Source organism: Streptomyces sp. O3 (assembly GCF_054788135.1).
Window position 1 is genome coordinate 86,498 of sequence record NZ_JBTVYK010000003.1, and the last position, 23,578, is coordinate 110,075.

The window sequence follows — 23,578 nt, forward strand, 5'->3', positions numbered from 1 at the left end:
CGAGGCCCCGGAACCCGGACCACGGTGCGTGTGCTCCCTTTCCGGCTGGGGAAGAACCCCTTCATGGGGCGCCGTCGGCGTCCCACGGAACAACAGAGCAAGGGGGCTGCCTTGACGGTCCACGCCACTGTCCATGACCCGTTGCTGCTCACATCGCCGTTGCAGCGCTTCCTGACCCGCCGCCTGCCCAACGGCCAGTTCGGCTCGGTCCGTACCGACTCCTCGCGCACCGGCACGGTCGGGGGGACCTCCGTCACCTACAGCCCGCGCCGTGCGCATGAGGGGGTCGACCTGGTCGCGAACCAGGGCGATCCCGTCTTCGCCGTCACGGACGGGACGATCGCCGTGTCGGGGAGCAGCCCCACCGACAGCCGGGGCCCGGCCTGGGTCGTGCTGGACCACCAGCCCGACTCGCTGGGCTATGTGAGCATGTACTACCACCTGAGCGTGGGGCTGCCCGCCGGCACCGACGTCCGGGAGGGCCAGCTGATCGGCTTCATCGGCGCCCACTCCTCGGGGCCGCACCTGCATTTCGAGCTGCGGCACATCGTCAACGACGTCGGCGCCCCCGCCGGGGACACGCTGTCGGTGCCGATCAATCCGGGTCCTTCGCTGGAGCCCTGGTCGTTCTCCGACGCCAGCGCGGTGGAGACCGCCGAGGTCCACATCCGCGAACTACGCCTCCTCCAGCACAAGAACCTCCAGGTGCCGTATCTGCGGGTGCGCCTGGACCACGACGAGAACTACTACTTCCTGCCGATGGAGCACCCCACCCCCGACCAGCTCCAGGCGGCGGAGCTGCTACGGGTGTCGGGCGGGCACGGGGTGCGGCTGCGGTATGTGACGTCGTCCTGGCATGCGGGGCGGAAGATCATCCGAGGGGTGCAGTCGGAGTTCTGACGCCGCGAGGGGCCCGGACCAGCTGACTGGTGCGGGCCCCTCGCCTGGCGGTCAGTCAGGCCTAGGCGTCCACCAGGGCGGCGTGCTCGGCCTCGTGCAGGGACTCGATCAGGGAGGTACGCGCGCGGGCCACGCGGGAGCGGACCGTGCCGACCGGGCAGTCGCTCACGGCCGCGGCCTCCGCGTAGGGCAGGCCGAGGACTTGGGTGAGGACGAAGGCCTCACGGCGTTCGTCGGGCAGGGCGGACAGCAGTTCGTCCAGGGCGATGCCGTCGTCGAAACCGGGCAGGTCGTGCGGCTGGGCGCGCTCGACGGCGCCCTGCCAGTCCTCCGCGTCGGACAGCCGGGGCCGGGCGGCGGCGTGCCGGAAGCTGTCGATCACCGCGCGGCGGGCGATGGACAGCAGCCAGGTACGCGCCGACGAGCGGCCCTCGAAGCGGTGCAGGCTGCCCAGGGCGCGCAGAAAGGTGTCCTGGGCCAGGTCGTCGGCGGCCTGCGGGTCGGCGCAGAGGTAGCTGACATAGCGGCGGACGTCGCGCTGCAGGGCGCGGACGAAGTGATCCACGGCCTCGGAGTCGCCGCCGCGTGCGGCGAGCGCCCAGGCCGTGATCGACTCGTCGGTCGACGTCGCCGGGTCGGGCGGGTCGGTCGGGATCGACCGGCCGGTCGGGGTGGGCGGGGCGGTGTACGTGGTCGGCATGGTCCCGGCGGCCTGCTTCGTCTGGTCGCGCGAGGCGGATAGGGCAGGAGTGATCACCTGGTGTCCTTCTCGGGAATCCGGGACCGGCGGGCCGGCGCATGCGTCGTCGCGGTCCCGGTAAGCGTGTTGGGGTGCGGCCCTACGCGGGGACGGCGGCGCGGTGCGTACGCGTCACCGGCGGCGCGGGGCCGTTGCCCGAACCGCCCGTCGGCCGCGACGCGGCGGCCTGGGGCGAGGTCGGGGAGCCAGCTGTCTCAGGCGACAGCGGTCCCCACGGGCGGACCCCGAGAAGTGATCGCGTGGACGAGGAGGAACTGCCTGAGCGCGCGGGACGAGTGCCAGCGGCGGGCACGGACTCGCGGGCGGTGCGGGGGCGTCGGCAGCCGGAGCGCCAACTCCAGCGGGGCGAAGAGCCATCCGGTCAGGGCCCGCAGAATGCGGAAGGCGGCGCGTTCGCCGTACGCGAGCCACAGCCCGCACAGCAGGGCGGCGAGCAGGTGCGCGGCCAGCATGCCGGTGGACGACAGTCCGCTCATGTCGTGGCCCACCGACGCCATCGCGTCCGCGTGGTGCGCCGTGGAGTCCGCGGGGAACGGCACATGCGCGGCGTGGCCCGTGGCGTCTGCGGGCGTGGGCGGCGCGGCCGCCTGGGACGGCGGCGAGAAGCCGGACAGGAGTCGCTCAGTGGGCGAAGTCCCGCCGGGCCGCACCTGGTTCACCGATGTCTGCGCGAAGGAGAACCACGAGTGCAGCACCGTCTGAGCGGCCACCGCGAACGTGATCACGACGCGCGATCCGCGTTCCCGGCCAGCGAGGCACCATGCCGTGGCGCCGACCGTGGCGGCTCCGGCGGCCAGCGCCCACCCGGCCACCGGGACGCCGGACATCATGACGTGCCCCAGGGCCGAGAGCAGCACGCAGACGGCCGCGAACACCGCGGCCCGTACCGTGCGCACACCCCAACCAGCAGTCATGGCGCTTCATCCTCGCATCCGCGGATCCCCCTTCAAGTGAAGGTACGTATAACTCCCCTCGTATCTCACTCGACACGAGCTGTGTGACGCAGCGCACGCCGAAGGCGGTCTGGCGGTCTAGGGCAGCACCGCCACCCCGTCCAGCTCCACCAGAGCCCGGATGTCCCAGAGGCGGACCGCGCCGATCACCGCCATCGCGGGGTAGTCGCGGCCCGCCAACCGGCGCCAGACCCGGCCCAGCTCGGGGGCGTGGGCGCGGTAGTCGGCGACGTCGGTGGCGTAGACGGTGACGCGGGCGAGGTCCTCCGGGGTTCCGCCCGCGGCCGCCAGGGCCGTGAGCAGGTTGGTGAGCGCCGTCTCGAACTGCTCGGGCAGGGTCTCGCCGACGACCTTGCCCTCGGCGTCGAGCGCGGTCTGGCCCGCGAGGAAGACCAGGCGCGACCCGGTCGCCGTGACGGCGTGCGAGAAGCCGGTGGGCGGGGAGAGTTCGGCGGGGTTGACGCGCTCCAGGCTCATGCGGACGGCTCCTTCGTGGTCGGCGCCGGCTGTGTCGGCTGTGTCGATTGCGTCGGTTGCGTCGGTTGCGTCGACTCTCCCGCGTACAGGTCCTTCGCGATGATGGCGCGCTGGACCTCGGTCGCGCCCTCGTAGATGCGTGGCGCTCTGACCTCCCGGTAGAGGTGTTCGAGCAGGTGGCCGCGTTGCAGGGCGCGGGCGCCGTGCAGTTGCACCGCCGCGTCCACCACCTGCTGCGCGGTCTCGGTCGCCAGCAGCTTCGCCATCGCCGCCCGCCTGGGTACGTCGTCCTCGCCACGGTCGTACGCGGCGGCCGCGGCGTACACCAGCAGGCGGGCGGCCTCGGTGCGGGCGGCGAGGTCCGCGACCTGATGGGCGACCGTCTGAAGGTCCTTCAGCGGGCCGCCGAAGGCGCGCCGCCGCGCCGTGTACGCGAGCGTCGCGTCCAGCGCCGCCTGGGCCATGCCGACCGCGAAGGCCCCCACGCTCGGGCGGAAGAGGTTGAGGGTGCCCATCGCGACCCCGAAGCCCCGCCCCGGCTCGCCCAGCAGGTCCGCGCGGGTGACCGGGACCGCGTCGAAGGCGAGCGCGCCGATGGGGTGCGGCGAGAGCATCTCCAGGGCCGTGCCGGTCAGCCCCGGCCGGTCGGCCGGGACCAGGAAGGCGGTGACGCCGCGGGCCCCCGCGCCGGGGGTCGTACGGGCGAAGACGGTGTAGAAGTCGGCCTCGGGGGCGTTGGAGATCCAGGACTTCTCGCCCGTCAGCCGCCAGCCGGAGGCCCCATCCGGCTCCGCCGTCAGCGCCAGGGCCGCCGCGTCCGAGCCCGCGCCCGGCTCGCTGAGCGCGAACGCGGCCACCTCGCGGCCCGCCGTGACCCCCGGCAGCCAGCGCTCGCGCTGCTCGGGCGTGCCGTGCGCGTGCACCGGGTGAGCCCCGAGACCCTGGAGGGCGAGCGCGGTCTCGGCCTCCGTACAGGCGTACGCGAGTGACTCGCGCATCAGGCACAGGGCGAGCGACGGGGAGGTGAAGAGCCTGGACAGCAGGCCCAGTTCACCGAGCGCCCGCACCAGCGGGCGGTTGAGCCGTCCGGGTTCGCCCCGCTCGGCCAGCGGACGCAGGCGTTCGGCGGCCAGGGCGCGCAGTTCCCCGCACCAGGCCCGCTCGTCCGGTTCCAGTGCGAATGCCGACATGGGCACCCCCTCCGTATCGCGAACTGTTGACTGCCGTCACTATGACGATACGCTCGATGGGCGACCCCACCACACCCAAGGGGCGGACCATGGAGCTGACACCCCTCACTGTCTCCGCGCACGCCGACACGTTCCCCCGAGACCATCTGCCGCCAGCGGAACACTGGCCCAGGCTGGTCTTCGAACTGCCCGAACTGGCCTATCCGGACCGGCTGAACTGCGGCGCGGAGCTCCTGGACCGCACGGTGGACCAGTTCGGCGCGGACCGCGCCGCCTTCCGTACCGCGTCCGGCGAGCAGTGGTCGTACGGTCGGCTGCGCGACGAGGTCGACCGGATCGCCCAGGTGCTCACCGCCGACCTGGGCGTGGTGCCCGGTAACCGGGTGCTGCTGCGCGGGCCGACCACGGCGCGGCTGGCGGCCTGCTGGCTCGCGGTGCTGAAGGCGGGGGCCGTCGCGGTCACCGTGCTGGCCCAGCAGCGCGCCGCCGAGCTGGCCACGGTCTGCGAGATCGCGCGCGTGCGGCACGCGCTGTGCGACGTACGCGCCGTGGACGACCTGACGAAGGCGGCCGTGCCGGGGCTGCGCGTCACCACCTTCGGGGGCGAAGGCCCCGAGGACCTGGGGGCGCTGGCCGCGCGGCGGCCCGAGCCGTTCACGCCCGTGGACACCGCGGCCGACGACGTCGCGCTGATCGCGTTCACCAGCGGGACCACCGGGCGGCCCAAGGGCTGTATGCACTTCCACCGCGATGTGCTGGCCATCGCCGACACCTTCTCGCGGCATGTGCTGCGGCCGGAGCCGGACGACGTCTTCGCGGGCAGTCCGCCGCTCGGCTTCACCTTCGGGCTCGGCGGGCTCGTGGTCTTCCCGCTGCGGGCGGGCGCCTGTGCGCTGCTGCTGGAGCAGGCGGGCCCCAAGCAGTTGCTGCCCGCGATCGCCGAGCACCGGGTGTCGGTGGTCTTCACCGCGCCGACCGCGTACCGCGCGATGCTCGACGAGCTCGAAGCGTCCGACGCGTCTGATACGCCCGATGCCTCTGATGCCTCTGATGCGTCCGACGCGTCCGATGCGCGAGAGTCCGGCCCGTACGACGTCTCCAGCCTGCGTCGCTGCGTGTCCGCGGGCGAGAACCTGCCCGCCGCCACCTGGGAGGCCTGGCGGCGGCGGACCGGGCAGCGGATCATCAACGGCATCGGCGCCACCGAACTGCTGCACATCTTCATCGCCGCGGCCGACGACGCCATCCGCCCCGGCACGACCGGGGTCCCGGTGCCGGGCTGGCAGGCGCGGGTCGTGGACGCCAAGGGCGAGCCGGTGCCGGACGGGGAGCCGGGGCTGCTCGCGGTGCGCGGCCCGGTCGGCTGCCGCTATCTCGCCGACGCGCGGCAGTCGGAGTACGTGCGCGACGGCTGGAACATCACCGGCGACACCTACGTACGCGAACCGGACGGCTACTTCCGCTATGTGGCCCGCGCGGACGACATGATCATCTCGGCCGGGTACAACATCGCGGGCCCCGAGGTCGAGGAGGCGCTGCTGCGCCACCCCGACGTACGCGAGGCCGCGGTGGTCGGCCGTCCGGACGAGCGGCGCGGACAGGTCGTGGTGGCGCATGTGGTCCTGCGGGACGGACGGGAGCGGACCGACGCCGCGGCGGCGGCGCTGCGCGACTTCGTCAAGGCCGAGCTGGCGCCGTACAAGTGCCCGCGCGAGATCGTGTTCCCGGACGCCCTGCCGCGTACGCCGACGGGCAAGCTGCAACGGTTCCGGCTGCGGGAGTCCGGGTGACGGGGGCCGGGGCCAGGGGGTCGGGGCCAGGGGGCCGAGGCCAGGGGGTCGGGCGAGCTGCGGCGGTGCTCGCCTGGCGATCTAGAGTGAGCGCGTGGCAGACCAGCACACTCCGCGATCCCTGATCGTCACCTACTACGGCGCGTACGGCCGCCGTGCGCCCGCGCCCATGCCCACGCCGGTGGCGCAGCTGATCCGGCTGCTCGCGGCAGTCGGCGTGGACGCGCCGTCGGTGCGGTCGTCGGTGTCCCGGCTCAAGCGGCGCGGGCTGCTGGTCCCGGAGCGTACCGAGCGGGGCGCGGCCGGGTACGCGCTGTCGGACGACGCCCGCCAGCTCCTGGACGACGGCGACCGGCGGATCTACTCCGAGATCCGCTCCGGCGCGCGGCCGCGGCTCGACGACGGCTGGGTGCTCGCCGTGTTCTCGGTCCCGGAGTCCGAGCGCAGCAAGCGGCACATCCTGCGCTCTCGGCTGTCCGGGCTCGGTTTCGGCACGGCCGCGCCCGGTGTGTGGATCGCGCCCGCCCGGCTGTTCGACGAGACCCGGCACACGCTGCGGCGGCTGCGACTCGATCCGTACGTCGACCTGTTCACCGGCGCGCACCAGGGGTTCGCGGCGACCGTGGACGCGGTGGCGCGCTGGTGGGACCTGGCGGCCATCGCCGGGCTGCACGAACGGTTCCTCGCCGCCCAGGAGCCGGTGCTGCGCTCCTGGGACGCCCGCGCCGACACCCCGGCCGAGCACGCCTACCGGGACTATCTGCTGGCCCTGGACTCCTGGCGGCGGCTGCCGTACGCCGATCCGGGGCTGCCCGCCGAGCTGCTGCCGCGCGGGTGGCCGGGTGAGCGTTCGGCCGAGGTCTTCGCGCGGCTGCACGCGCGGCTGCGGGACGCGGGCGCGGGGTTCGTGCGGCGCACGGCGGGGTGATCGCGGGTCGGTCCGGGGTGAGGTGCGGAGTGACGGCGGGTCAGTCCAGGGTGAGGCGCGGCTTCGGGGCGTCCGTGCGGCCGGTCTGCGGGGGCCTGCTGCCCGCCCGGTACGGCCGTGGCCAGTCGACGCCCGGATAGCCCTGTTCGGCCGCCGCGTGCAGGGTCCAGTGCGGGTCGTACAGGTGCGGCCTGGCCAGCGCGCACAGGTCGGTGCGGCCCGCCAGGATCAGGGAGTTGACGTCGTCCCAGGAGGAGATCGCGCCGACCGCGATCACCGGGATGCCGGTCTCGTTGCGGATCCGGTCGGCGAACGGCGTCTGGTACGAGCGTCCGAAGGCGGGCCGCTCGTCGGCGACGACCTGTCCGGTCGAGACGTCGATCGCGTCCGCGCCGTGCGCGGCGAAGGCCCGTGCGATCTGCACGGCGTCCTCGGCCGTCGTCCCGCCGTCGGCCCAGTCGGTGGCGGAGATGCGGACCGTCATCGGCTTGTGGTCCGGCCAGACGGCCCGTACGGCGTCGAACACCTCCAGCGGGAAGCGCAGCCGGGCCGCGAGGGAACCTCCGTACGCGTCGGTGCGTTGGTTAGTCAGCGGGGAGAGGAATCCGGACAGCAGATAGCCGTGGGCGCAGTGCAGTTCGAGGAGGTCGAAGTCGCAGCGGGCGGCCCGCCAGGCCGCGGCCGTGAACTGCTCGCGGATCGCGTCGAGCCCGTCGCGGGTCAGCTCGTGCGGGGTCTGGCTGCCCGGCTTGTACGAGAGGGAGGACGCGGCGGCCAGCGGCCAGTTGCCGTCCGGCAGCGGCTCGTCGATGCCGTCCCACATCAGGCGGGTCGAGCCCTTGCGGCCCGAGTGGCCCAGCTGGACGCCGATGGCGGCGCCCGGCGCCTGGGTGTGCACGAAGTCCGCGACGCGGCTCCAGACGTCGGCCTGTTCGGGGGTGTAGAGACCGGCGCAGCCCGGTGTGATGCGGCCTTCGGGGCTGACGCAGACCATCTCGGTCATGACCAGGCCCGCGCCGCCGAGCGCGCGGGCGCCGAGATGGACGAGGTGGAAGTCGCCCGGCACACCGTCGACGGCGGAGTACATGTCCATGGGAGACACCACGACGCGGTTGCGCAGGGTCAGTCCGCGCAGCGAGAAGGGGGTGAACATCGGTGGCGTACCGGCGGGGCAGCCGAACTCGCGCTCCACCGACTCGGTGAAGGCGGCGTCGCGCAGCCGCAGGTTGCCGTGGGTGACGCGGCGGCTGCGGGTGAGCAGGTTGAAGGCGAACTGCCGGGGCGGCTGGTCGGTGTAGCGCGCGATCTCCTCGAACCACTGGAGGCTGGCGCGTGCGGCGCGCTGGGTCGAGGCGACGACGGGGCGGCGCTCGGCCTCGTAGGCGGCGAGCGCGTCCGGCAGAGTGGGCCGCTCCTCGATGCAGGCGGCGAGCGCCAGAGCGTCCTCGACGGCGAGCTTGGTGCCGGAGCCGATGGAGAAGTGCGCGGTGTGCGCGGCGTCGCCGAGCAGCACCGTGCGGCCGTGTGACCAGTGGTCGTTGACGACCGTGCGGAAGGTGAGCCAGCTGGCTCCTGCCGGCTTGGTCGCGTGGGTCCGTGAGGTGTTCGACCTGAGGGTGCGGCCGCCGAGCGCGTCGGCGAAGATCTTGGCGCAGCGCTCGGCCGACTCGCTCTCGTCCAGGTCCGCGAAGCCCGCGGACCGCCACACCTCGTCGCGCATCTCGATGATGACGGTGGACTCGGCGGCGGAGTACGGATAGCCGTGCAGTTGCATGACGCCGTGCTCGGTCTCGGCGATCTCGAAACGGAAGGCGTCGAAGGCGAAGTCGGCGGCCAGCCAAATATAGCGGCAGCGGTGTTCCTCGATGTGCGGCCCGAAGGCGTCGGCGTGTGCCGCGCGGGTGGCGCTGTGCACGCCGTCCGCGGCGATCACCAGGTCGTACGCGGCGGCGAGTTCGGCCGCGGGCGGCGCTTCGGCGCGGAAGCGGAGGCCGACGCCGAGGTCGCGGCAGCGCGCGTGCAGGATCGCCAGGAGGCGGCGGCGGCCGAGTGCGGCGAAGCCGTGGCCGCCCGAGGTATGCCGGTGCCCGCGGTGCACGATGTCGATGTCGTCCCAGCGTACGAACTCCTCCTGGAGTGCCGCGTAGACGACGGGGTCGGCGTGTTCGATGCCGCCGAGGGTCTCGTCGGAGAGGACGACGCCGAAGCCGAAGGTGTCGCCCTGGGCGTTGCGCTCCCATACGGTGATGTCCCGGCCGGGGTCCAGGCGCTTGAGGAGTGCCGCCGCGTACAGCCCGCCGGGGCCGCCGCCGATGACCGCGACCCGCATGGCTATCTGCCCTGCCACTTGGGCGGGCGCTTCTCGGTGAACGCCGCGTGGAACTCCGTGTAGTCCGCGCCGTGCATCAGCAGGGCCTGGGTCGCGGCGTCCAGTTCGACGGCGGCGGCCAGCGGCATGTCCAGTTCGGCGGTGAGCAGCGCCTTGGTCTGTGCGAGGGCGAGCGCGGGGCCTTCGGCGAGGCCGCGGGCCAGTTCGGCGGCGCGTTCGTCGGCGTGGCCCTCGTCGGTGAGTTCGCTGATCAGGCCGATCCGTTCGGCTTCGGCGGCGCGTACCGGTTCGCCCAGCATCAGCAGGCGGGTGGCGTGGCCGAGCCCGACGACCCTGGGCAGCAGATAGGCGGCGCCCATGTCGCCGCCGGAGAGCCCGACCTTGGTGAACAGGAAGCTGAAGCGGGTCGACGGGTCGGCGATCCGGAAGTCGGCGGCCAGGGCGAGCACCGCGCCCGCGCCCGCGGCGACCCCGTGCAGGGCGGCGACGACGGGAAAGGGGCACTCCCGCACGGCGCGGACGACCTGGCCGGTCATCCGGTTGAAGTCCAGCAGCCGCGAGGTGTCCATGGCGAGGGTCGCGCCGATGATCTCGTCCACGTCGCCGCCCGAGCAGAACCCGCGGCCCTCTCCGGCCAGCACCAGGGCGCGGACAGACTTCTCGCGGGACAGTTCGGCGAGCAGGTCGCGCAGATCGGCGTAGGCGCCGAAGGTCAGCGCGTTGAGCCGGTCGGGCCTGGCCAGGGTGACGGTGGCGACCCCGGTGTCGTCGACGGTGAACCGGATGTGCTGCCACTTCGGTGTGCGGGGCGTGGAGCCGGTGAAAGGACTCATGGTGTGCGGCCACCTCCCTCACAGCAACGTATCACCGCTTTGTGACTGCCGTCAGGAGTACGCGATAACTTCGGGTCAGAGGTCCCTGGGGACCCCGACCACCGCCTCTACGGACGGCGCTCTACCATTCGTACGGTTGAAAGCAGGACAGCCTGCACCTCGAACGGACCCGCCGTGCATCCCATCGCCGCCACCCCCCTCGCCGCGCCCGCCTCCGCGACCGCCTCCGCGCCCGTCGCCTCTTGGCGTACCGCACTGCCGCACACCCTGGCGGCCGTGCCCATGGCCCGCGGGCTGGTGCGCAGCGCGCTCGCCGAGGCGGAAGGCGTCGCCGACCGCGACACCGCCGAGCTGCTCACCGCCGAGCTGGTGGCGAACGCCGTCGAGCACACCCCTCAGGCGGCTCCGCTGGAGCTGGTGATCGAGCTGCTGCCGGGCGGCTGCCGGGTGGAGGTGCACGACCCCGACCCGGCGCCGCCCGGTGACCTGTCGGCCTCCTGCTCCGCCGACCAGCCGGACCCCTGGCAGGAGCACGGCCGGGGCCTGCTGCTGATCCGTGCCCTGAGCCAGACCTGCGGGCACCGCCCCACCGCGGCGGGCAAGGCGGTGTGGTTCACCCTGGCGACCGTGCCCGTACCGACCGCTCCCGTGCCGACGGCCCCCGCGACGGCCGCTCCCGTGCCGACGGCCCCCGCGACGGCCGCCTCCCTGCCAGCCGTTCCCTGACCTGCGGCGTCCGCCGGTCGGGGCCGACCCGGCCCGGAGCGCCGGTCACCGGCGGCGGGATGCCAGCGCGAGCGCGTCGAGCAGCGGGGCGGTACGGGACCAGCCGAGGCAGGGGTCGGTGACGCTGAGGTCCGGGCGGAGGGGTTCCGCCGCCAGGGACTGGCCGCCGTCGGACAGATAGGACTCGATCATGACGCCCGCCAGCGACTGATCGCCGTCGGTGATCTGCTGGGCCAGTTCGGCGATGACGGCCGGTTGGCGGTTGTGGTCCTTGCCGCTGTTGCCGTGCGAGGCGTCGACGACGATGCGCTGGGGCAGTCCGGCCGCCGCGAGGGCCGAGCGGGCGCGCGCGACGCTCTCCCGGTCGTAGTTGGGGGTCGGGCCGCCGCGCAGGACCAGGTGGGCGTCGGGGTTTCCGGTGCTGTGCAGGGTCGTGAGGCGGCCGTCGGACGACACGGCGGGCAGCGTGTGCGGGTGGGCGGCGGCCTGGATGGCGGCGATCGCGGTGTCGGTGCCGCCGGAGACGCAGTTCTTCATGCCGACCGGCATCGGAAGCCAGGAGGCCAGATGGCGGTGCGGCTGGCTGGCGACGGTGCGCGCGCCGATGGCCGCCCAGGACACCGTGTCGGCCACGTACGGGGCGAGGGCCGGGTCGACGAATTCATACGCGAGGGGCAGTCCGGTGGCGGCCGCCTCGGTCAGGAAGGACCGGCCGACGTGCAGACCGGCGGCCAGGTCGCCCTCGTCGTCCAGCGTGGGGGCGGCGAGCAGACCGGTCCAGCCGGTGACGGTGCGGGGCTTCTCCAGGTAGGCGCGGAAGACGATGACCAGGTCGTCGGCGAGGCGCCTGGCGGCGGTGGCGAGCAGGGCCGCGTACTCCAGTGCGGCGGTGGTGTCGTGGACCGAGCAGGGGCCGACGACCACGAGCAGACGGGGGTCGCGGCGGGCGAGCACGGCGGCCACGGTGTCGCGGTGCTCGGCGACGGCTTCGGCTGTCGCCTCGGGCAGGGGGTGGGCGGCGGCGAGTTCGGCCGGTGCGGGCAGCGGGTCGGCCGTGGCCAGGTCGGCTGGCGTGGGCAGGGGACGGGCAAACGCGCGATCGGACTGTGCGGGCAGCGGGCGGGCGGTGGCGTGATCGGCCGGTGTGGGGTGGATGTGCATCATGACTTCCCTACGTGGGTTCGGGGCAGCCTGGTGGCCCCGGCGGCGGCGAGCAGGCAGAAACCGACCACCCACCAGAAGGTGTCGGCGAAGGCCGCGGAGACGTCCGGGCCGCGGGCGGCCAGCCGGTCCTGGAGCACCACGGCGAGGGCCGCGGTGCCGACCGAGCCGCCGACGGTGTTGAGCAGGTTCAGCGCCCCGGACGCGCGGGGCAGGTGTTCGGGCTCGATACGGCTGTAGACGATGTTCATCACGGGCGCGCCGATCATGGCCATCCCGACACCGCGGACCACGAGCGCCGAGGTGATCAGCAGGTCCGTGGGCGCGTGGTCGAGCTGGGTGAACGGGACGGTACCGGCGAGGATCAGCACGATGCCGGTGACCACCAGGGTCCGGGGCGCGACCTTGTCGATGGTGCGGTTCACCAGGACCGACCCGACGACCGCGCCGAGGCCCTGGGGGGCGAGCAGCAGCCCGGCCCCCCAGGCCGACAGGTCGCGGCCGGTCTGGAAGTACAGCGGCAGCAGGAACATCGTGCCGAACACCGACGCGCCCAGGACGACCAGCGCGAGGGCGGCGGCCCCGAGCGGCGGCCGGGTGAACAGCCGGGGGTCGACCAGCGGGGTGCGGCGGGTCCGCAGCCCGTGCACGACGAAGGCGGCCAGCATGGCGAGGCCCGCCGCCACCCCGACCGCGGCCGGGACGGTACGGCCGTGGGCGACCTCGGTCAGCCCGTACACCAGCACGGCCAGGCCCGGCGAGAGCAGGGCGGCGCCCCGCAGGTCGAACGCCGTGCGCCGCGTCGACGGCGGCACCACGGGCACATGGCGGCGCGCCAGCACGGCGGCGACCACCCCGATCGGCAGGTTGACCAGGAACAGCCAGGGCCAGGGCGCGACCCCGAGGATCGAGCCGCCGACCACCGGGCCGAGCACCGGCGACAGCAGCGGCACGACCGCGACGACGCTGATCACCCGCCCGGTGCGCCGGGGTCCCGCGACGCGGGCCAGCAGCGCCTGCCCGGTCGCGGGCAGCAGCCCGCCGCCGAGGCCCTGGACCACCCGGAACACGACCAGGCTGGTCACCGACCAGGCCAGCGCGCACAGCAGCGAGCCGAGCAGGAACACCCCCACGGCGGCGAGCCAGGTCCGCCGCCCGCCGTACCGGTCGGCCAGCCAGCCGGACGCGGGCAAGGCCGCGACGACGGCCAGCAGGTAGGCGGTGCTGACCCACTGGATCTCGGCGACGGACGCGCCGAACTCGCCCGCCAGCGTGTCGATTCCGACGCTGACGATGGTGGCGTCGATCGTGGCCATGAAGGTGCCGAGCACCAGGATGAACGCGATCCGCAGCAGCTGGCCGTCGATCCGCTCGGCCGGTGGCGCGGCTTCCCCGGCACTCATCGCATCTCCAGGAGTTCGCGTACGTCGTGGTCGAGGTGGCCGCCCAAGGCCCGCAGCAGGGCGAGCAGTTCCTCGGCGAGCCCCTCGACATCGACCCCGGCCCGGTGCGCCAGGACGCCGGTCCAGCCGTCGCCGTCCGGCATCACGGTCAGGGTCGCCGGGTGGTGGGTGGACTCACGGAAGCGGGTGCCGACGACCGTGAGTCCGGGGGCGGGTTCGCGCAGCCGGTCCGGGTCGACCGGGTAGTTCTCGAACACCACGAGGCTGTCGAACAGCCGGTGCCGTCCGGTGAGTTGTTCCAGGTCGGGCAGGGCGACGTGCTGGTGCTCGACCAGCGCCCGCTGCCTGGCCTGCAGGTCGGCGAGCGTGTCGGCGAGTGTGCCGGCGAGCCGGGCTCGTACGGGCACGGTGTTGGCCAGCAGCCCGATGATCTCCTCGACGCCGGCCAGCTCCGGGGGACGGCAGGCGACCATCGCGCCGAAACAGACGTCCGTGCGGCCGGAGCGCCGCGCGAGCAGCACCGACCAGGCGCCCTGCACCAGCGTGTTGCGGGTCAGGCCGCGCCGCGCGGCGAGCTGGGTGAGGTCGGCCACCAGCGCGGCGTCGAACTCGATGAGCGTGGGCTCCTGCCAGGCCGGTCCTGGCTCGGCGACGCCGCCGCTCAGGTAGTCGCCCTCCGGCAGCCCCTCCAACTCGGCGGCCCAGCCCCCGAGATCCGGTTCGTGGTCGGCGCGCCAGCGCAGATAGTCGCCGAACGGGACGGGGGCGGGCAGGTCCGCGACGGTGCCGCTGACCCGTGCGGTGTAGAGGGCGAACAGCTCGGTCAGGATGCGCGGCGCCGACCAGCCGTCGGAGAGTACGTGATGGCTGGTCATGACCAGGTCGGCGCGCTCGGGGCTGTGCCGGATCACGGTCAGCCGGATGAGCGGTCCCTCGGCGAGGTCGAACGGTTCGGCGAGGTCGGCGGCCAGCGCCTCGTCGGCCGGTCCGTCGACCACGCGGCAGTCCGGCCGGGGCGATGGGGGGATCACCGCCAGATCGGCGGGGAACACGGCGCCCAGGTTCGGGTGCCGGGCCAGCAGATCCCCGCCGGCGGCGTGCAGGGCGTCGATGTCGAGCGGCCCGGCCAGCGAGAACGTCGACTGCACGGTGTACGGGTCGGGGCGCTCGGTACGCGAGTGCCGCAGCATCACCTCCTGGAGCGGGGTGAGCGGCTGTACGTCGGCGACCGGGCGGTCCCGGTCGAGCCCGCTGGCCTCCGGAGCGGCGGCGGTACGGACCAGCGCGGTGCGCAGGTGCGCGGCCAGCTCCTCGATCGCGTCGGCCGTGAACAGCGCGGACGGCCAGGTGATCCGCACCCCGAGCGCGTCGTCGCGCACCAGGGCGTTGACCATCAGGCTGTGCGGCAGCGGCAGCGCGTCGGAGCCGCCCGAGCCGAGCGGATCGGCGTCCGGCGCCGCCTGCCACGGTGTCTCCGTCGCCGGTGCGCCGGGGAACTGCCCGAGGTAGTTCCAGGCGATCTCCGGCTGTACGGGGTCGAGTTGGCCGCTCGCGGTGAGGATGCCGTAGCCGAGGCCGTCGCCCTGGGCGCGCAGCCGCTCCCTGACCGCCTTGACGTCGTCGTCCGCGGCGAGCCGTACGGGGTGGACGGCGGTGAACCAGCCGACGGTCTGGGACAGGTCGACCTGCGGCGGGCGGCCGTGGCTCTCCAGCGCGACCAGCAGTTCGGGCGTGCCGCGCCAGGCCCGTACCGCCTGGGCGAGCGCGGTGAGCAGCACGGCGTCCGGGGTGGTGCGGTAGGCGGCGGGCAGGGTGGTGATCAGGGCGCGGGTCGCGTCGGCGTCGAGCCGGATCTCGTGGTGCGCCGCCGTCGCCACGGTGTCCCGCGCGGGGTCGAGCGGCGGGGCGAGGGCCGGTGTGGCGGTCATGCGCCGCCAGTGCGGGAGCTCGGCCCGCCGGTCGGCGTCGCCCAGCGCACGCGCCCAGCCGAGGAACGACTGGCCGTGCCGGGCCAGCGAGCCGCCCGCGTAGGCGTGCTCCAGGTCGTCCAGCAGGATGCGCCAGGACACCCCGTCGACGACCAGGTGGTGGGCGACCAGCGCCAGCCTGCCCGGCCGGTCGGGCCCCGCGTCCACCCACACCGCGCGCAGCATCGGCCCGGTGCGCGGGTCCATCGACGCGCGGGCGGCGGCGACTTGGGCGTCGACCAGTTCCCGCAGCCCGTCCACGCCGGCCGGGGCACCCGCCTGTGGGGCACCCTCCCCCGCGCGTACGCAGGTCAGTACGTCGGCCGAGGTCACCGCGCCGACCGCCGGGATGTGCAGGGTGTCGTCGGCCAGCCGGGCGCGCAGCACGTCGTGGCGGGCCAGGACCGCGTCGAGTACCGCCCGCCAGGTCGGCTCGTCGCCGCCCGCTGGTACGCAGACCTCCACCCACTGGCAGAACCCGTCCGCCGCGCTGCCGGTGGCCCGGCGCAGCAGGTCGCGCATGATCGGGGTCAGGGGCGCGTCCCCGACGGCGGGTGCCTCGTCGCCGCCGAGTGCGCTGGCCCGTGCCGCGATCCCGGCGACCGTCGCGCCCTCGAACACGTCGCGCGCGGTCAGGCCGAGGCCCTGGCGGCGGGCCCGCGACACCACTTGCAGCGACACGATGCTGTCCCCGCCGATCGCGAAGAAGTCGTCGTCGGGGCCGATCGCGTCGGTGCCCAGGATGTCCCGGAACACGCCGAGCAGCACCGCTTCGGCCTCGGTGGCGGGCTCGCGCCGCGCGGCCACGGTGGTCTCGGGGTCGGGCAGCGCGTCCGGGTCGAGCTTGCCGCCCGGGGTCAGCGGCAGCCGGTCGACCGGCACGAGCGCGGTCGGCACCATGTGGTCCGGCAGCTCGGCCGCCAGGTGCTCGCGCAGCCGCGCGGTGTCCGGGTCGGCGCCGTCGGCCGGGATGACATAGCCGATCAGTCTGCCGTCGCGCACGATCACCGCGGACGCCCGTACGTCGGCGTGGCGGGTCAGCGTGGACTCGATCTCGCCCAACTCGACGCGGAAGCCGCGGACCTTGACCTGGTGGTCGGCGCGGCCGAGGAACACCAGCTGCCCGTCGGGCCGCCACCGCACCAGGTCGCCGGTGCGGTACATCCGCTCGCCGGGCGGGCCGTACGGATCGGCCACGAACGCGGCGGCGGTGAGTCCGGGGCGGCCCAGGTAGCCGCGGGCCAGGCTGGGTCCCGCGAGGTACAGCTCCCCCGTCACGCCGGTGCCGGCCGGCTGCAGCCCGCCGTCGAGCACATACGCGCGGACGCCAGGATCGGGGCGGCCGATCGGCAGCGGTCCGGTGTCGTCCGGATCGTACTGCCAGGTCACGGAGTTGATGGTGACCTCGGTCGGCCCGTAGGCGTTGAACAGCGCGCGGCGTCCGGCGCCCCAGCGCCGTGCCAGCTCGGGGTCGAGGCGTTCGGCGCCGACGACGAAGAACACGTCGGGGTGGACGGTTCGGTCGTCGGGCATCGCGGCCAGGAACGACGGCAGCAGATTCACGCCGGTCACCCGGTGCTCGACGATGTAGTCGAGCAGTTCGTCGCCGGGTACGCGCACTTCCTCGGGTGCGATCACGGACGTACCGCCGGACAGCAGCGGCACCATGGTCTGCCAGAACGCGACGTCGAAACTGGTCGACGCGAAGTGCAGATACCGGTCGTGTTCGGTGACCCCGACGACCTCCTCCTGGAGCGCGATCAGGTCGGGTACGCCCCGGTGGGTCACGCCGACGCCCTTGGGCCGCCCGGTGGTGCCCGAGGTGTAGATGACGTAGGCGAGCGCGTCATCGGTGAGCCGGGCGCGCGCGTCGGACGGGTCGGTGTCGGGTACGGACGCGAGCGTAGCCGGGTCGTCGAGCCGCAGCACCGGGATGTCCCGCTCGGTGGGCAGTTCGGCGCTCGTGGTCACGGCGGCGGCCGGGGCGATGTCGTCGAGCATGTACGCCAGCCGCTCGCGCGGGTAGCTCGCGTCCAGCGGTACGTACACCGCGCCCGCCTTGGCCACGCCGAACAGCGCCACCGTCATCTCGACGTCGCGCCCGAGCAGGACCGCGACCGGGTCCTGTGGCCGCACCCCGTGCGCGATGAGGGCGTGGGCGAGGCGGTTGGCCTGGCGGTCGAGTTCGGCGTAGCTGAGGCTGCGGTCGCGGCAGACCAGGGCCTCGGCGTCGGGCTTGCGGCGCACCCAGGCCGCGAACTCGTCCAGCCAGTGGCCACGGGCCCGGGCGGGGACGGCCCCGGCGCCGGTGCTCAGCATGCGCTCCCGCTCGTCGGAGTCGAGGACGGGCAGGCCGGTCGCGGGCCGTGCCGGGTCGTCGGTGAGCTCCCGCAGGAGGTGGTGCAGCCAGCGGCCGTAGTCCCGTACGGTCTGGGCGGTGAAGGCGTGCGGCTGGTAGCCGAGGCCGATGGTGATCTCGTCGTCGGGGATGACGATCACGGTCAGCGCGTAGTGCGTGGCGTCGGTGATGTCCACGCCGGCGAGGTCGAGGCCGGGGGCGAGTGGGGTGCGCTTCCGGCTGGACAGCGGGAAGTTCTCCATCACCAGCATGGTGTCGAAGAGTTCGCCGACGCCCATCGCCCGCTGGATCTCGGGCAGTCCGACGTGATGGTGCTCGGCCAGCGCGACGCTCTCGGTGTGCACCTGGGCCATCAGGTCCCGCGCGCTCTGGTCCTGGGTGTGCCGGACGCGCACCGGGATCGTGGTGCCGAGCTGGCCGATCATCGCCTCCACGCCGTCGACTTCGGCGGGCCGCCCGGACACCGGGCAGCCGAACACGACGTCACGGCGTCCGGTGAGCCTGCCGAGGAGCAGGCCCCAGGCGGTCTGGAGCACGGTGGTCAGAGTGACGCCCTGGTCGCGGGCGAAGGCGCGCAGCCGGTCGCTGAACTCCCGCCCGAGTCCTACGGTCACCCGGTCGGGCCGCTCCACGACAGTCCCGGTGCTGGTGAGGGCGGGTGCCAGCCGCGTCGCGTCGTCGACACCGGCCAGTGCGTCCCGCCACAGGTCGAGCGACGCCTTACGGTCCCGGCCCGCCAGCCAGCGGAAGTACTCCGACAGCGGCGGGGCGGCGGGGGCCGCCGGGCCGCCGCCGAGTTCGGCGTAGATGGCCAGCAGGGTGCGGCCGACCAGTGGCATCGACCAGCCGTCGAGCAGGGCGTGGTGGTTGGTGATCACCAGCTTGTGTTCGGCGGGCCCGACGCGGGACAGCAGGAAGCGGATCAGCGGCGGCCTGGCCGGATCGAACGGGCGCTCCAGCTCGGCGCGGGCGGCCTCGGGGAACCGGTCGTCGCGCCGCCAGTCCAGGAGGACGTCGGCGGGGATCACCTGGACGACGTCGTCGCCCGCGGGGGCCAGGTAGACGCGCAACGCGGGGTGGCGGCGCAGCAGTTCCCGCGCGGCCTCGGCCATCCGGTCCTCGTCCAGCTCCCCGGCGAGGGTCGTGACGGCCTGCACGACGTAGACGTCGGTGTCGTGGTCGTCGCGGACCAGCGTGTGGAAGGACAGCCCGACTTGGAGGGGCGTGGCGGGCAGGACGTCGTCGACCCGGCCGGTGCGTTCGATGGCGTCGATGGCGGCCTGGTCGAGGTCGACCAGCGGCAGGTCGGACGGGGTGAGCCCGCCGGTGGTGTGCGGGGCGTGCGCGGCGAGCGCGTCCAGGGCCGTGGTCCAGGCGGTTTGCAGGGCCGCTACGGCGTCCGGGCCGAGCACCTCGGTCGCGGCGGTCCACTCGACGGCGAGCCGGGGCGCGCCCTCCTCGTGGACGAAGCAGTTGAGGGCGAGCACCTGCTCCAGGGCCTTGGCGTCGGGCTCGGTCACCGAGAAGGCGTCCCGCTCGGGGAGGCGCCATCCGGTGCCGGGCAGCGGGGCGAACCGGCCCAGGTAGTTGAGCAGGACGTCCGGTGGCGGGGTGGCCGCCAGCTCGGCGCTCGTGTCCGGGTCGAGGAAGCGCAGGACGCCGTAGCCGACGCCGCCGTCGGGGACGCCGCGCTTGGCTTCCTTGGCCGCGCGCAGCAGCTGTCCCACATCGCCCAGCGCGGGAACGCGGACCGGGTACTCGCTGGTGAACCAGCCGACCGTGCGGGACAGGTCGAGGTGTTCGCGGCCGTGGCCCTCCATCGTGACGGTCAGCGCGTCACCGGACACGCCCCAGTCCCGCAGGGCGAGGGCGAGCGCGGCCAGCAGCACCTCGTCGACGCCCGCGCGGTACGCGGCGGGCAGTGTGGTGAGCAGGGCTTCGGTGACCTCGGGCGAGGCGACGGTGACCGACCGGTGGGCGGTGGCCACGGTGTCGCGGGTCTGGTCGAGCGGCCTCGCGCCGAGCCGGGTCGCGGAGTCGAGCGCGGTGTGCCAGTAGGCGAGTTCGGGGCGTCGCGCGCCGGATTCCCCCTGTTCGGCGAGGAGGGTGGCGTGCCGCCGCCAGGACGCCCCGACCGGGTCGAGGGCGCCGCCCGCGCAGGCCGTACGCAGGTCGGGCAGCAGGACCCGCCAGGAGACGCCGTCCATGGCGAGGTGATGGACGACGATGACCAGCCGGTCCGGTGTGCCGTCGCCGGTACGGACCAGGGTCGCCCGCAGCAGGTCCCCGGACAGCGGGTCGAGCTCCCCGGCCAGCCGCTGGGCGAGCTCCTGCTCGGCGAGCCGTATGCCCGCCTCACGGTCCTGCCCGCCGTGGACCTCGCCGACGTGGACCTCGCCGACGGCGGGCCGTACCGCGTCACGCGGCAGTATCTCCAGGCCGTCGTCACCGACGCGCAGCCGCAGCGCGTCATGCCGGTCGAGTACGGCCCGTACGCCTGCCGCCAGTTCGTCGTAGGCGAGCGCGTCGACGCGCAGGGCGGTCCACTGCGCGTACCCGGCGACGACGCGTACGTCAGGGTGCGGGTCGAGCAGGCCGCGCACGATCGGCGGCGCGGGTACGGGCCCTGTCGGGTCGTCCGCCGCCTCGGGTACGTCGGCCACCAGCCCGGCGGACGCGGCCAGCGCGGCGAAGCTGCGGCGGGCCAGCAGGTCCCGTGGCCGCAGCTCGATCCCCTTCGCCCGGAGCCTGCTGCTGACGGTGATCGCGGTGATGCTGTCGCCGCCGAGCGCGAAGAAGTCGTCGTCCACGCTGACCTGTTCGGCCTCGAACACCTCGGCGAGCACGGCGCACAGCAGCCGCTCCCGCTCGGTGCTCGCCTCCCTGCCGCCGCCGGACAGGGCGGGTGCGGGCAGGGCGGCGCGGTCGAGCTTTCCGTTGGGGGTGAGCGGCAGTTCGTCCAGCACCACCACGGCCGCGGGGACCATGTGGTCGGGCAGCCGCCCGGCCAGGTGGTCGCGTACGGCGTCCGGGCTGGCCGAGGCGGACACGACGTAGCCGGTCAGCCGGGACGACCGGACCGTCACGGCCGCCGCGGTGACGCCGGGCACCGCGGCGAGCGCGGCCTCGACCTCGCCGGTCTCCACCCGGTGGCCGCGGATCTTGATCTGCCCGTCGCCGCGGCCCAGGTAGGCGAGGCCGCGTCCCGGCACCCAGCGGGCCAGGTCGCCGGTACGGTACATCCGCTCGCCCGGCGCACCGAACGGGTCGGCGACGAACCGCTCGGCGGTCGCTCCCGGCCTGCCGAGGTAGCCGCGGGCCAGGTGCGGTCCCGCCAGGTACAGTTCGCCCGCCGTGCCGTGCGGTACCGGCTGCAGCGCGTTGTCGAGCAGGTAGATCCGGGTGCCCGCGAGGGGGTGGCCGATCGTCGGCTCATCGCCGTCGACCGGGGCGGTGGTGCTGTCCACGGTCGCCTCGGTCGGGCCGTATATGTTGCGTGCGGTGACCCCGGACTCGGCGACCCGCCGCCAGAGCGCGGGCGGTGTCGCCTCCCCGCCGAGCACCAGCAGCGTCGGCCGCCGGTCCAGCAGGCCGCCGTCGATCAGGGGCGCGGCCATCGACGGTGTGGTGTCCACGATGTCGATGCCGTCGCGGGTGTACGCGGCGAGCAGGGCGTCGGCGTCGCGGGTGGTCTCGGCGTCGTAGACGTGCAGTTCGTGGCCGCACAGCAGCCACACCAGGTGGTCGAACGCGGAGTCGAAGGCGAAGGAGTAGGTGTGCGCGGCGCGCAGCCGTCGGCCCTGGGCCCGTTCGGCCTCGGCGATGACCGTCGACCGCTGGTGGTGCAGGAGTGCGGCGAGGCCGCCGACCCGGCCGAGTACGCCCTTGGGGCGTCCGGTCGACCCTGAGGTGTGGATGACGTAGGCGAGGTGCTCGGGGTGCCGGGGCGCGGCGAGTTCGTCGGCCGTCAGGGGGGTGCCGGGCAGTCCGGCCGCCTCGTCGAGCAGCGTGTCCCAGGGCACGCCGTCGACCGGGCCCGCGTCCGTGCCTGTGCCTGTGGTCAGTACGAGCGCGGGGCGGGTGTCGTCGAGGAGTTCGCGCAGCCGCTCGGGCGGGTGCGCGGCGTCCAGGGGCAGGAACGCGGCGCCCGCGTCCATCACCGCCAGCAGGGCGGTCACCAGGTCGGCCGAGCGCGGCAGGGCCAGCGCGACGACGTCGTCGGGCCCGATGCCGCGGGCCCGCAGGGCGCGCGCCAGCCGGTGTACCCGGTGCGCCAGTTCGGCCGCGGTCAGCCGCTCGGCGCCGCACACCAGGGCGGTGTGTGCGGGATTGGCGGCGGCCATGGCGTCGAAGGCGGTCGGTACGTCGGCCGGTGTGCCGGGCAGGGCGGGTGGCGCCCAGTCGGCGAGGAGCCCCGCCACGTCGTCGGTCAGGGCGACCCGTCCGACGGGCAGGCCGTCGGTCAGTCCGGCCAGCAGGGCCCGCAGCGCGGACAGTTTGCCGTCGACGGCGGCCTGGTCGTTGGTGCGGCCGTCGACCTCGAAGCCGAGCAGCAGCCCGCCGTCGCGGGTCGGCAGCACGCTCAGACCCATGTCCTCCGGCGGACCGCCCGCGACGTTGCGCATCACGCCGGTGGCCCCGGCGAAGTCGATGGACAGGTCGAACGCCTTGAGGTTGATGCCGCGCCCGTGCAGCAGCGCGCCCGCGCCGGGCACGCCGAGGTCGCGTGGCAGGTCCTCGCCCCGGTACCGCTGGTGGTCGCGCATCTCCCGCATGGCGGCGGCGACCCGCCTGCTCAGGTCCCCGAGCCCGTCCCCGCCGCTCACGGTCACCCGCAGCGGCAGCACGTTGACCGCCATGGCCGGGGTGCGCAGCTCGGTCGAGCCCGTACGGCACATCAGGGGCAGCGCGAACACCACGTCGGTGCGGCCCAGCATGCGGTGCAGGAAGGCGGCGTACCCGGCGATCAGAGCCTCGCCCCAGGTGACGCCCTCGCGGTCGGCGAACGCGCGCAGCTTGGCCGTCTCGTCGGGGGTGACGACGGCGCGGGCGGTCAGGGTGCGTCCTGGCGGTCCGGCGGCGGTGTCCAGGTCCCCGAGGTCGCCGACGTCGGGCAGCGGGGTGAACCGGTCGACCCAGTACGCGCGGTCGTCGGCGAACCGGTCGCTGTCGCGGTAGGCGCGGTCGGCGGCGACGAGGGCGGCGAAGGAGCCGAACGTCGACCGTGGGGGCTCGGTGCCGCGCACCAGGGCGGTGTAGCGGGCGGCGGTGCGGCGGGCCAGCATCGCGGCGGTGTAGCCGTCGAAGACCAGGTGGTGGCCGAGCTGGGTGTACCAGACCTCGCGGTCGGACAGCCGGATGACGGTACGCGCGTACAGCGGCCGGCCCGTCATCTCCTGACAGGCCTCGGCCAGTCGCATCCGCTCGGCGTGGACCAGCGCCTCCGCCACGGCGGCGGGATCGGCCTCGGCGCTGACGTCGACGACCTCGGGCGGCTCTACCGGCTCGTCGCTGACCGCCTGGCGCGGCCCGTCGGGGGTGTCGTACACGCGCAGCCGCAGGGTCTCGGCCTCTTCGGTGGTCGCCCGGACCGCTTCGACCAGCGCGTCGATGTCGACCGGCTGGTCGCCGGATATCTCCACCACGTCGCCGACCACGTAGTAGGGCGAGTCGGGCTCCAGGCGCTGTGCGTTCCAGATGCCCGTCTGGGCGCCGGTCAGCGCGAGCAGCCCGTCCGATGACTCGTCTGTCACGTCTGCCAGGTCTGACACGCCGTCCGACGACACGCTTGCGGTGGTCAAC

13 protein-coding genes are annotated in these 23,578 nt (G+C 74.2%); 4 read left to right on the forward strand and 9 right to left on the reverse strand.

The window, feature by feature from the left end; genetic code table 11:
• Window positions 1-111 precede the first annotated feature (111 nt).
• Window positions 112-900, forward strand: a complete 789-nt coding sequence (locus tag ACX6XY_RS02875) for a M23 family metallopeptidase (protein ID WP_460325933.1) — start codon at window positions 112-114, stop codon at window positions 898-900.
• A 61-nt stretch (window positions 901-961) separates the two neighbouring features.
• Here ACX6XY_RS02875 and ACX6XY_RS02880 read toward each other — a convergent pair whose 3' ends face one another.
• From ACX6XY_RS02880 to ACX6XY_RS02895, 4 genes are all read right to left on the reverse strand, one after another.
• Entirely contained in the window at window positions 962-1,657 is a 696-nt protein-coding gene (locus tag ACX6XY_RS02880; protein ID WP_460325935.1) for a sigma-70 family RNA polymerase sigma factor, read from the reverse strand.
• Between the two features lie 197 nt (window positions 1,658-1,854).
• Window positions 1,855-2,574: a hypothetical protein gene (locus ACX6XY_RS02885; RefSeq protein WP_460325937.1), complete on the reverse strand. Its 720-nt coding sequence runs from the start codon at window positions 2,572-2,574 to the stop codon at window positions 1,855-1,857.
• A gap of 117 nt (window positions 2,575-2,691) precedes the next feature.
• Entirely contained in the window at window positions 2,692-3,090 is a 399-nt protein-coding gene (locus ACX6XY_RS02890; protein WP_460325939.1) for a RidA family protein, read from the reverse strand.
• Window positions 3,087-4,280 (reverse strand): acyl-CoA dehydrogenase family protein, encoded by a 1,194-nt coding sequence (locus ACX6XY_RS02895; protein ID WP_460325941.1) that lies wholly within the window; start codon window positions 4,278-4,280, stop codon window positions 3,087-3,089. The genes ACX6XY_RS02890 and ACX6XY_RS02895 overlap by 4 nt, the downstream gene beginning before the upstream one ends.
• A gap of 89 nt (window positions 4,281-4,369) precedes the next feature.
• Here ACX6XY_RS02895 and ACX6XY_RS02900 point away from each other — a divergent pair, with 89 nt between their 5' ends.
• Window positions 4,370-6,070, forward strand: a complete 1,701-nt coding sequence (locus tag ACX6XY_RS02900) for an AMP-binding protein (RefSeq protein ID WP_460326125.1) — start codon at window positions 4,370-4,372, stop codon at window positions 6,068-6,070.
• A 94-nt stretch (window positions 6,071-6,164) separates the two neighbouring features.
• Complete coding sequence (locus tag ACX6XY_RS02905; RefSeq protein WP_460325943.1) at window positions 6,165-6,998, forward strand: PaaX family transcriptional regulator; 834 nt, start codon at window positions 6,165-6,167, stop codon at window positions 6,996-6,998.
• A 40-nt stretch (window positions 6,999-7,038) separates the two neighbouring features.
• Here the strand turns inward: ACX6XY_RS02905 and ACX6XY_RS02910 are convergent, their stop codons facing one another.
• Together ACX6XY_RS02910 and ACX6XY_RS02915 are read right to left on the reverse strand one after the other, a co-directional pair.
• Entirely contained in the window at window positions 7,039-9,327 is a 2,289-nt protein-coding gene (locus ACX6XY_RS02910) for a bifunctional salicylyl-CoA 5-hydroxylase/oxidoreductase (protein WP_460326127.1), read from the reverse strand.
• 2 nt (window positions 9,328-9,329) lie between these two features.
• A complete protein-coding gene (locus ACX6XY_RS02915) occupies window positions 9,330-10,160 on the reverse strand; it encodes an enoyl-CoA hydratase family protein (protein ID WP_460325945.1) in 831 nt (276 codons plus the stop codon).
• Window positions 10,161-10,334: 174 nt separating this feature from the next.
• Here ACX6XY_RS02915 and ACX6XY_RS02920 point away from each other — a divergent pair, with 174 nt between their 5' ends.
• Complete coding sequence (locus ACX6XY_RS02920) at window positions 10,335-10,886, forward strand: ATP-binding protein (RefSeq protein WP_460325947.1); 552 nt, start codon at window positions 10,335-10,337, stop codon at window positions 10,884-10,886.
• 45 nt (window positions 10,887-10,931) lie between these two features.
• Here ACX6XY_RS02920 and ACX6XY_RS02925 read toward each other — a convergent pair whose 3' ends face one another.
• The 3 genes from ACX6XY_RS02925 to ACX6XY_RS02935 are packed head-to-tail and all read right to left on the reverse strand — an operon-like array spanning window position 10,932 to window position 23,577.
• A complete protein-coding gene (locus tag ACX6XY_RS02925; RefSeq protein WP_460325949.1) occupies window positions 10,932-12,047 on the reverse strand; it encodes a 3-deoxy-7-phosphoheptulonate synthase in 1,116 nt (371 codons plus the stop codon).
• Window positions 12,047-13,450, reverse strand: a complete 1,404-nt coding sequence (locus ACX6XY_RS02930; RefSeq protein WP_460325950.1) for an MDR family MFS transporter — start codon at window positions 13,448-13,450, stop codon at window positions 12,047-12,049. The genes ACX6XY_RS02925 and ACX6XY_RS02930 overlap by 1 nt, the downstream gene beginning before the upstream one ends.
• The gene (locus ACX6XY_RS02935; RefSeq protein WP_460325952.1) at window positions 13,447-23,577 is read right to left on the reverse strand and encodes an amino acid adenylation domain-containing protein; all 10,131 of its coding nucleotides are present in this window, start codon (window positions 23,575-23,577) and stop codon (window positions 13,447-13,449) included. The genes ACX6XY_RS02930 and ACX6XY_RS02935 overlap by 4 nt, the downstream gene beginning before the upstream one ends.
• Between the last annotated feature and the right edge of the window lies 1 nt (window position 23,578).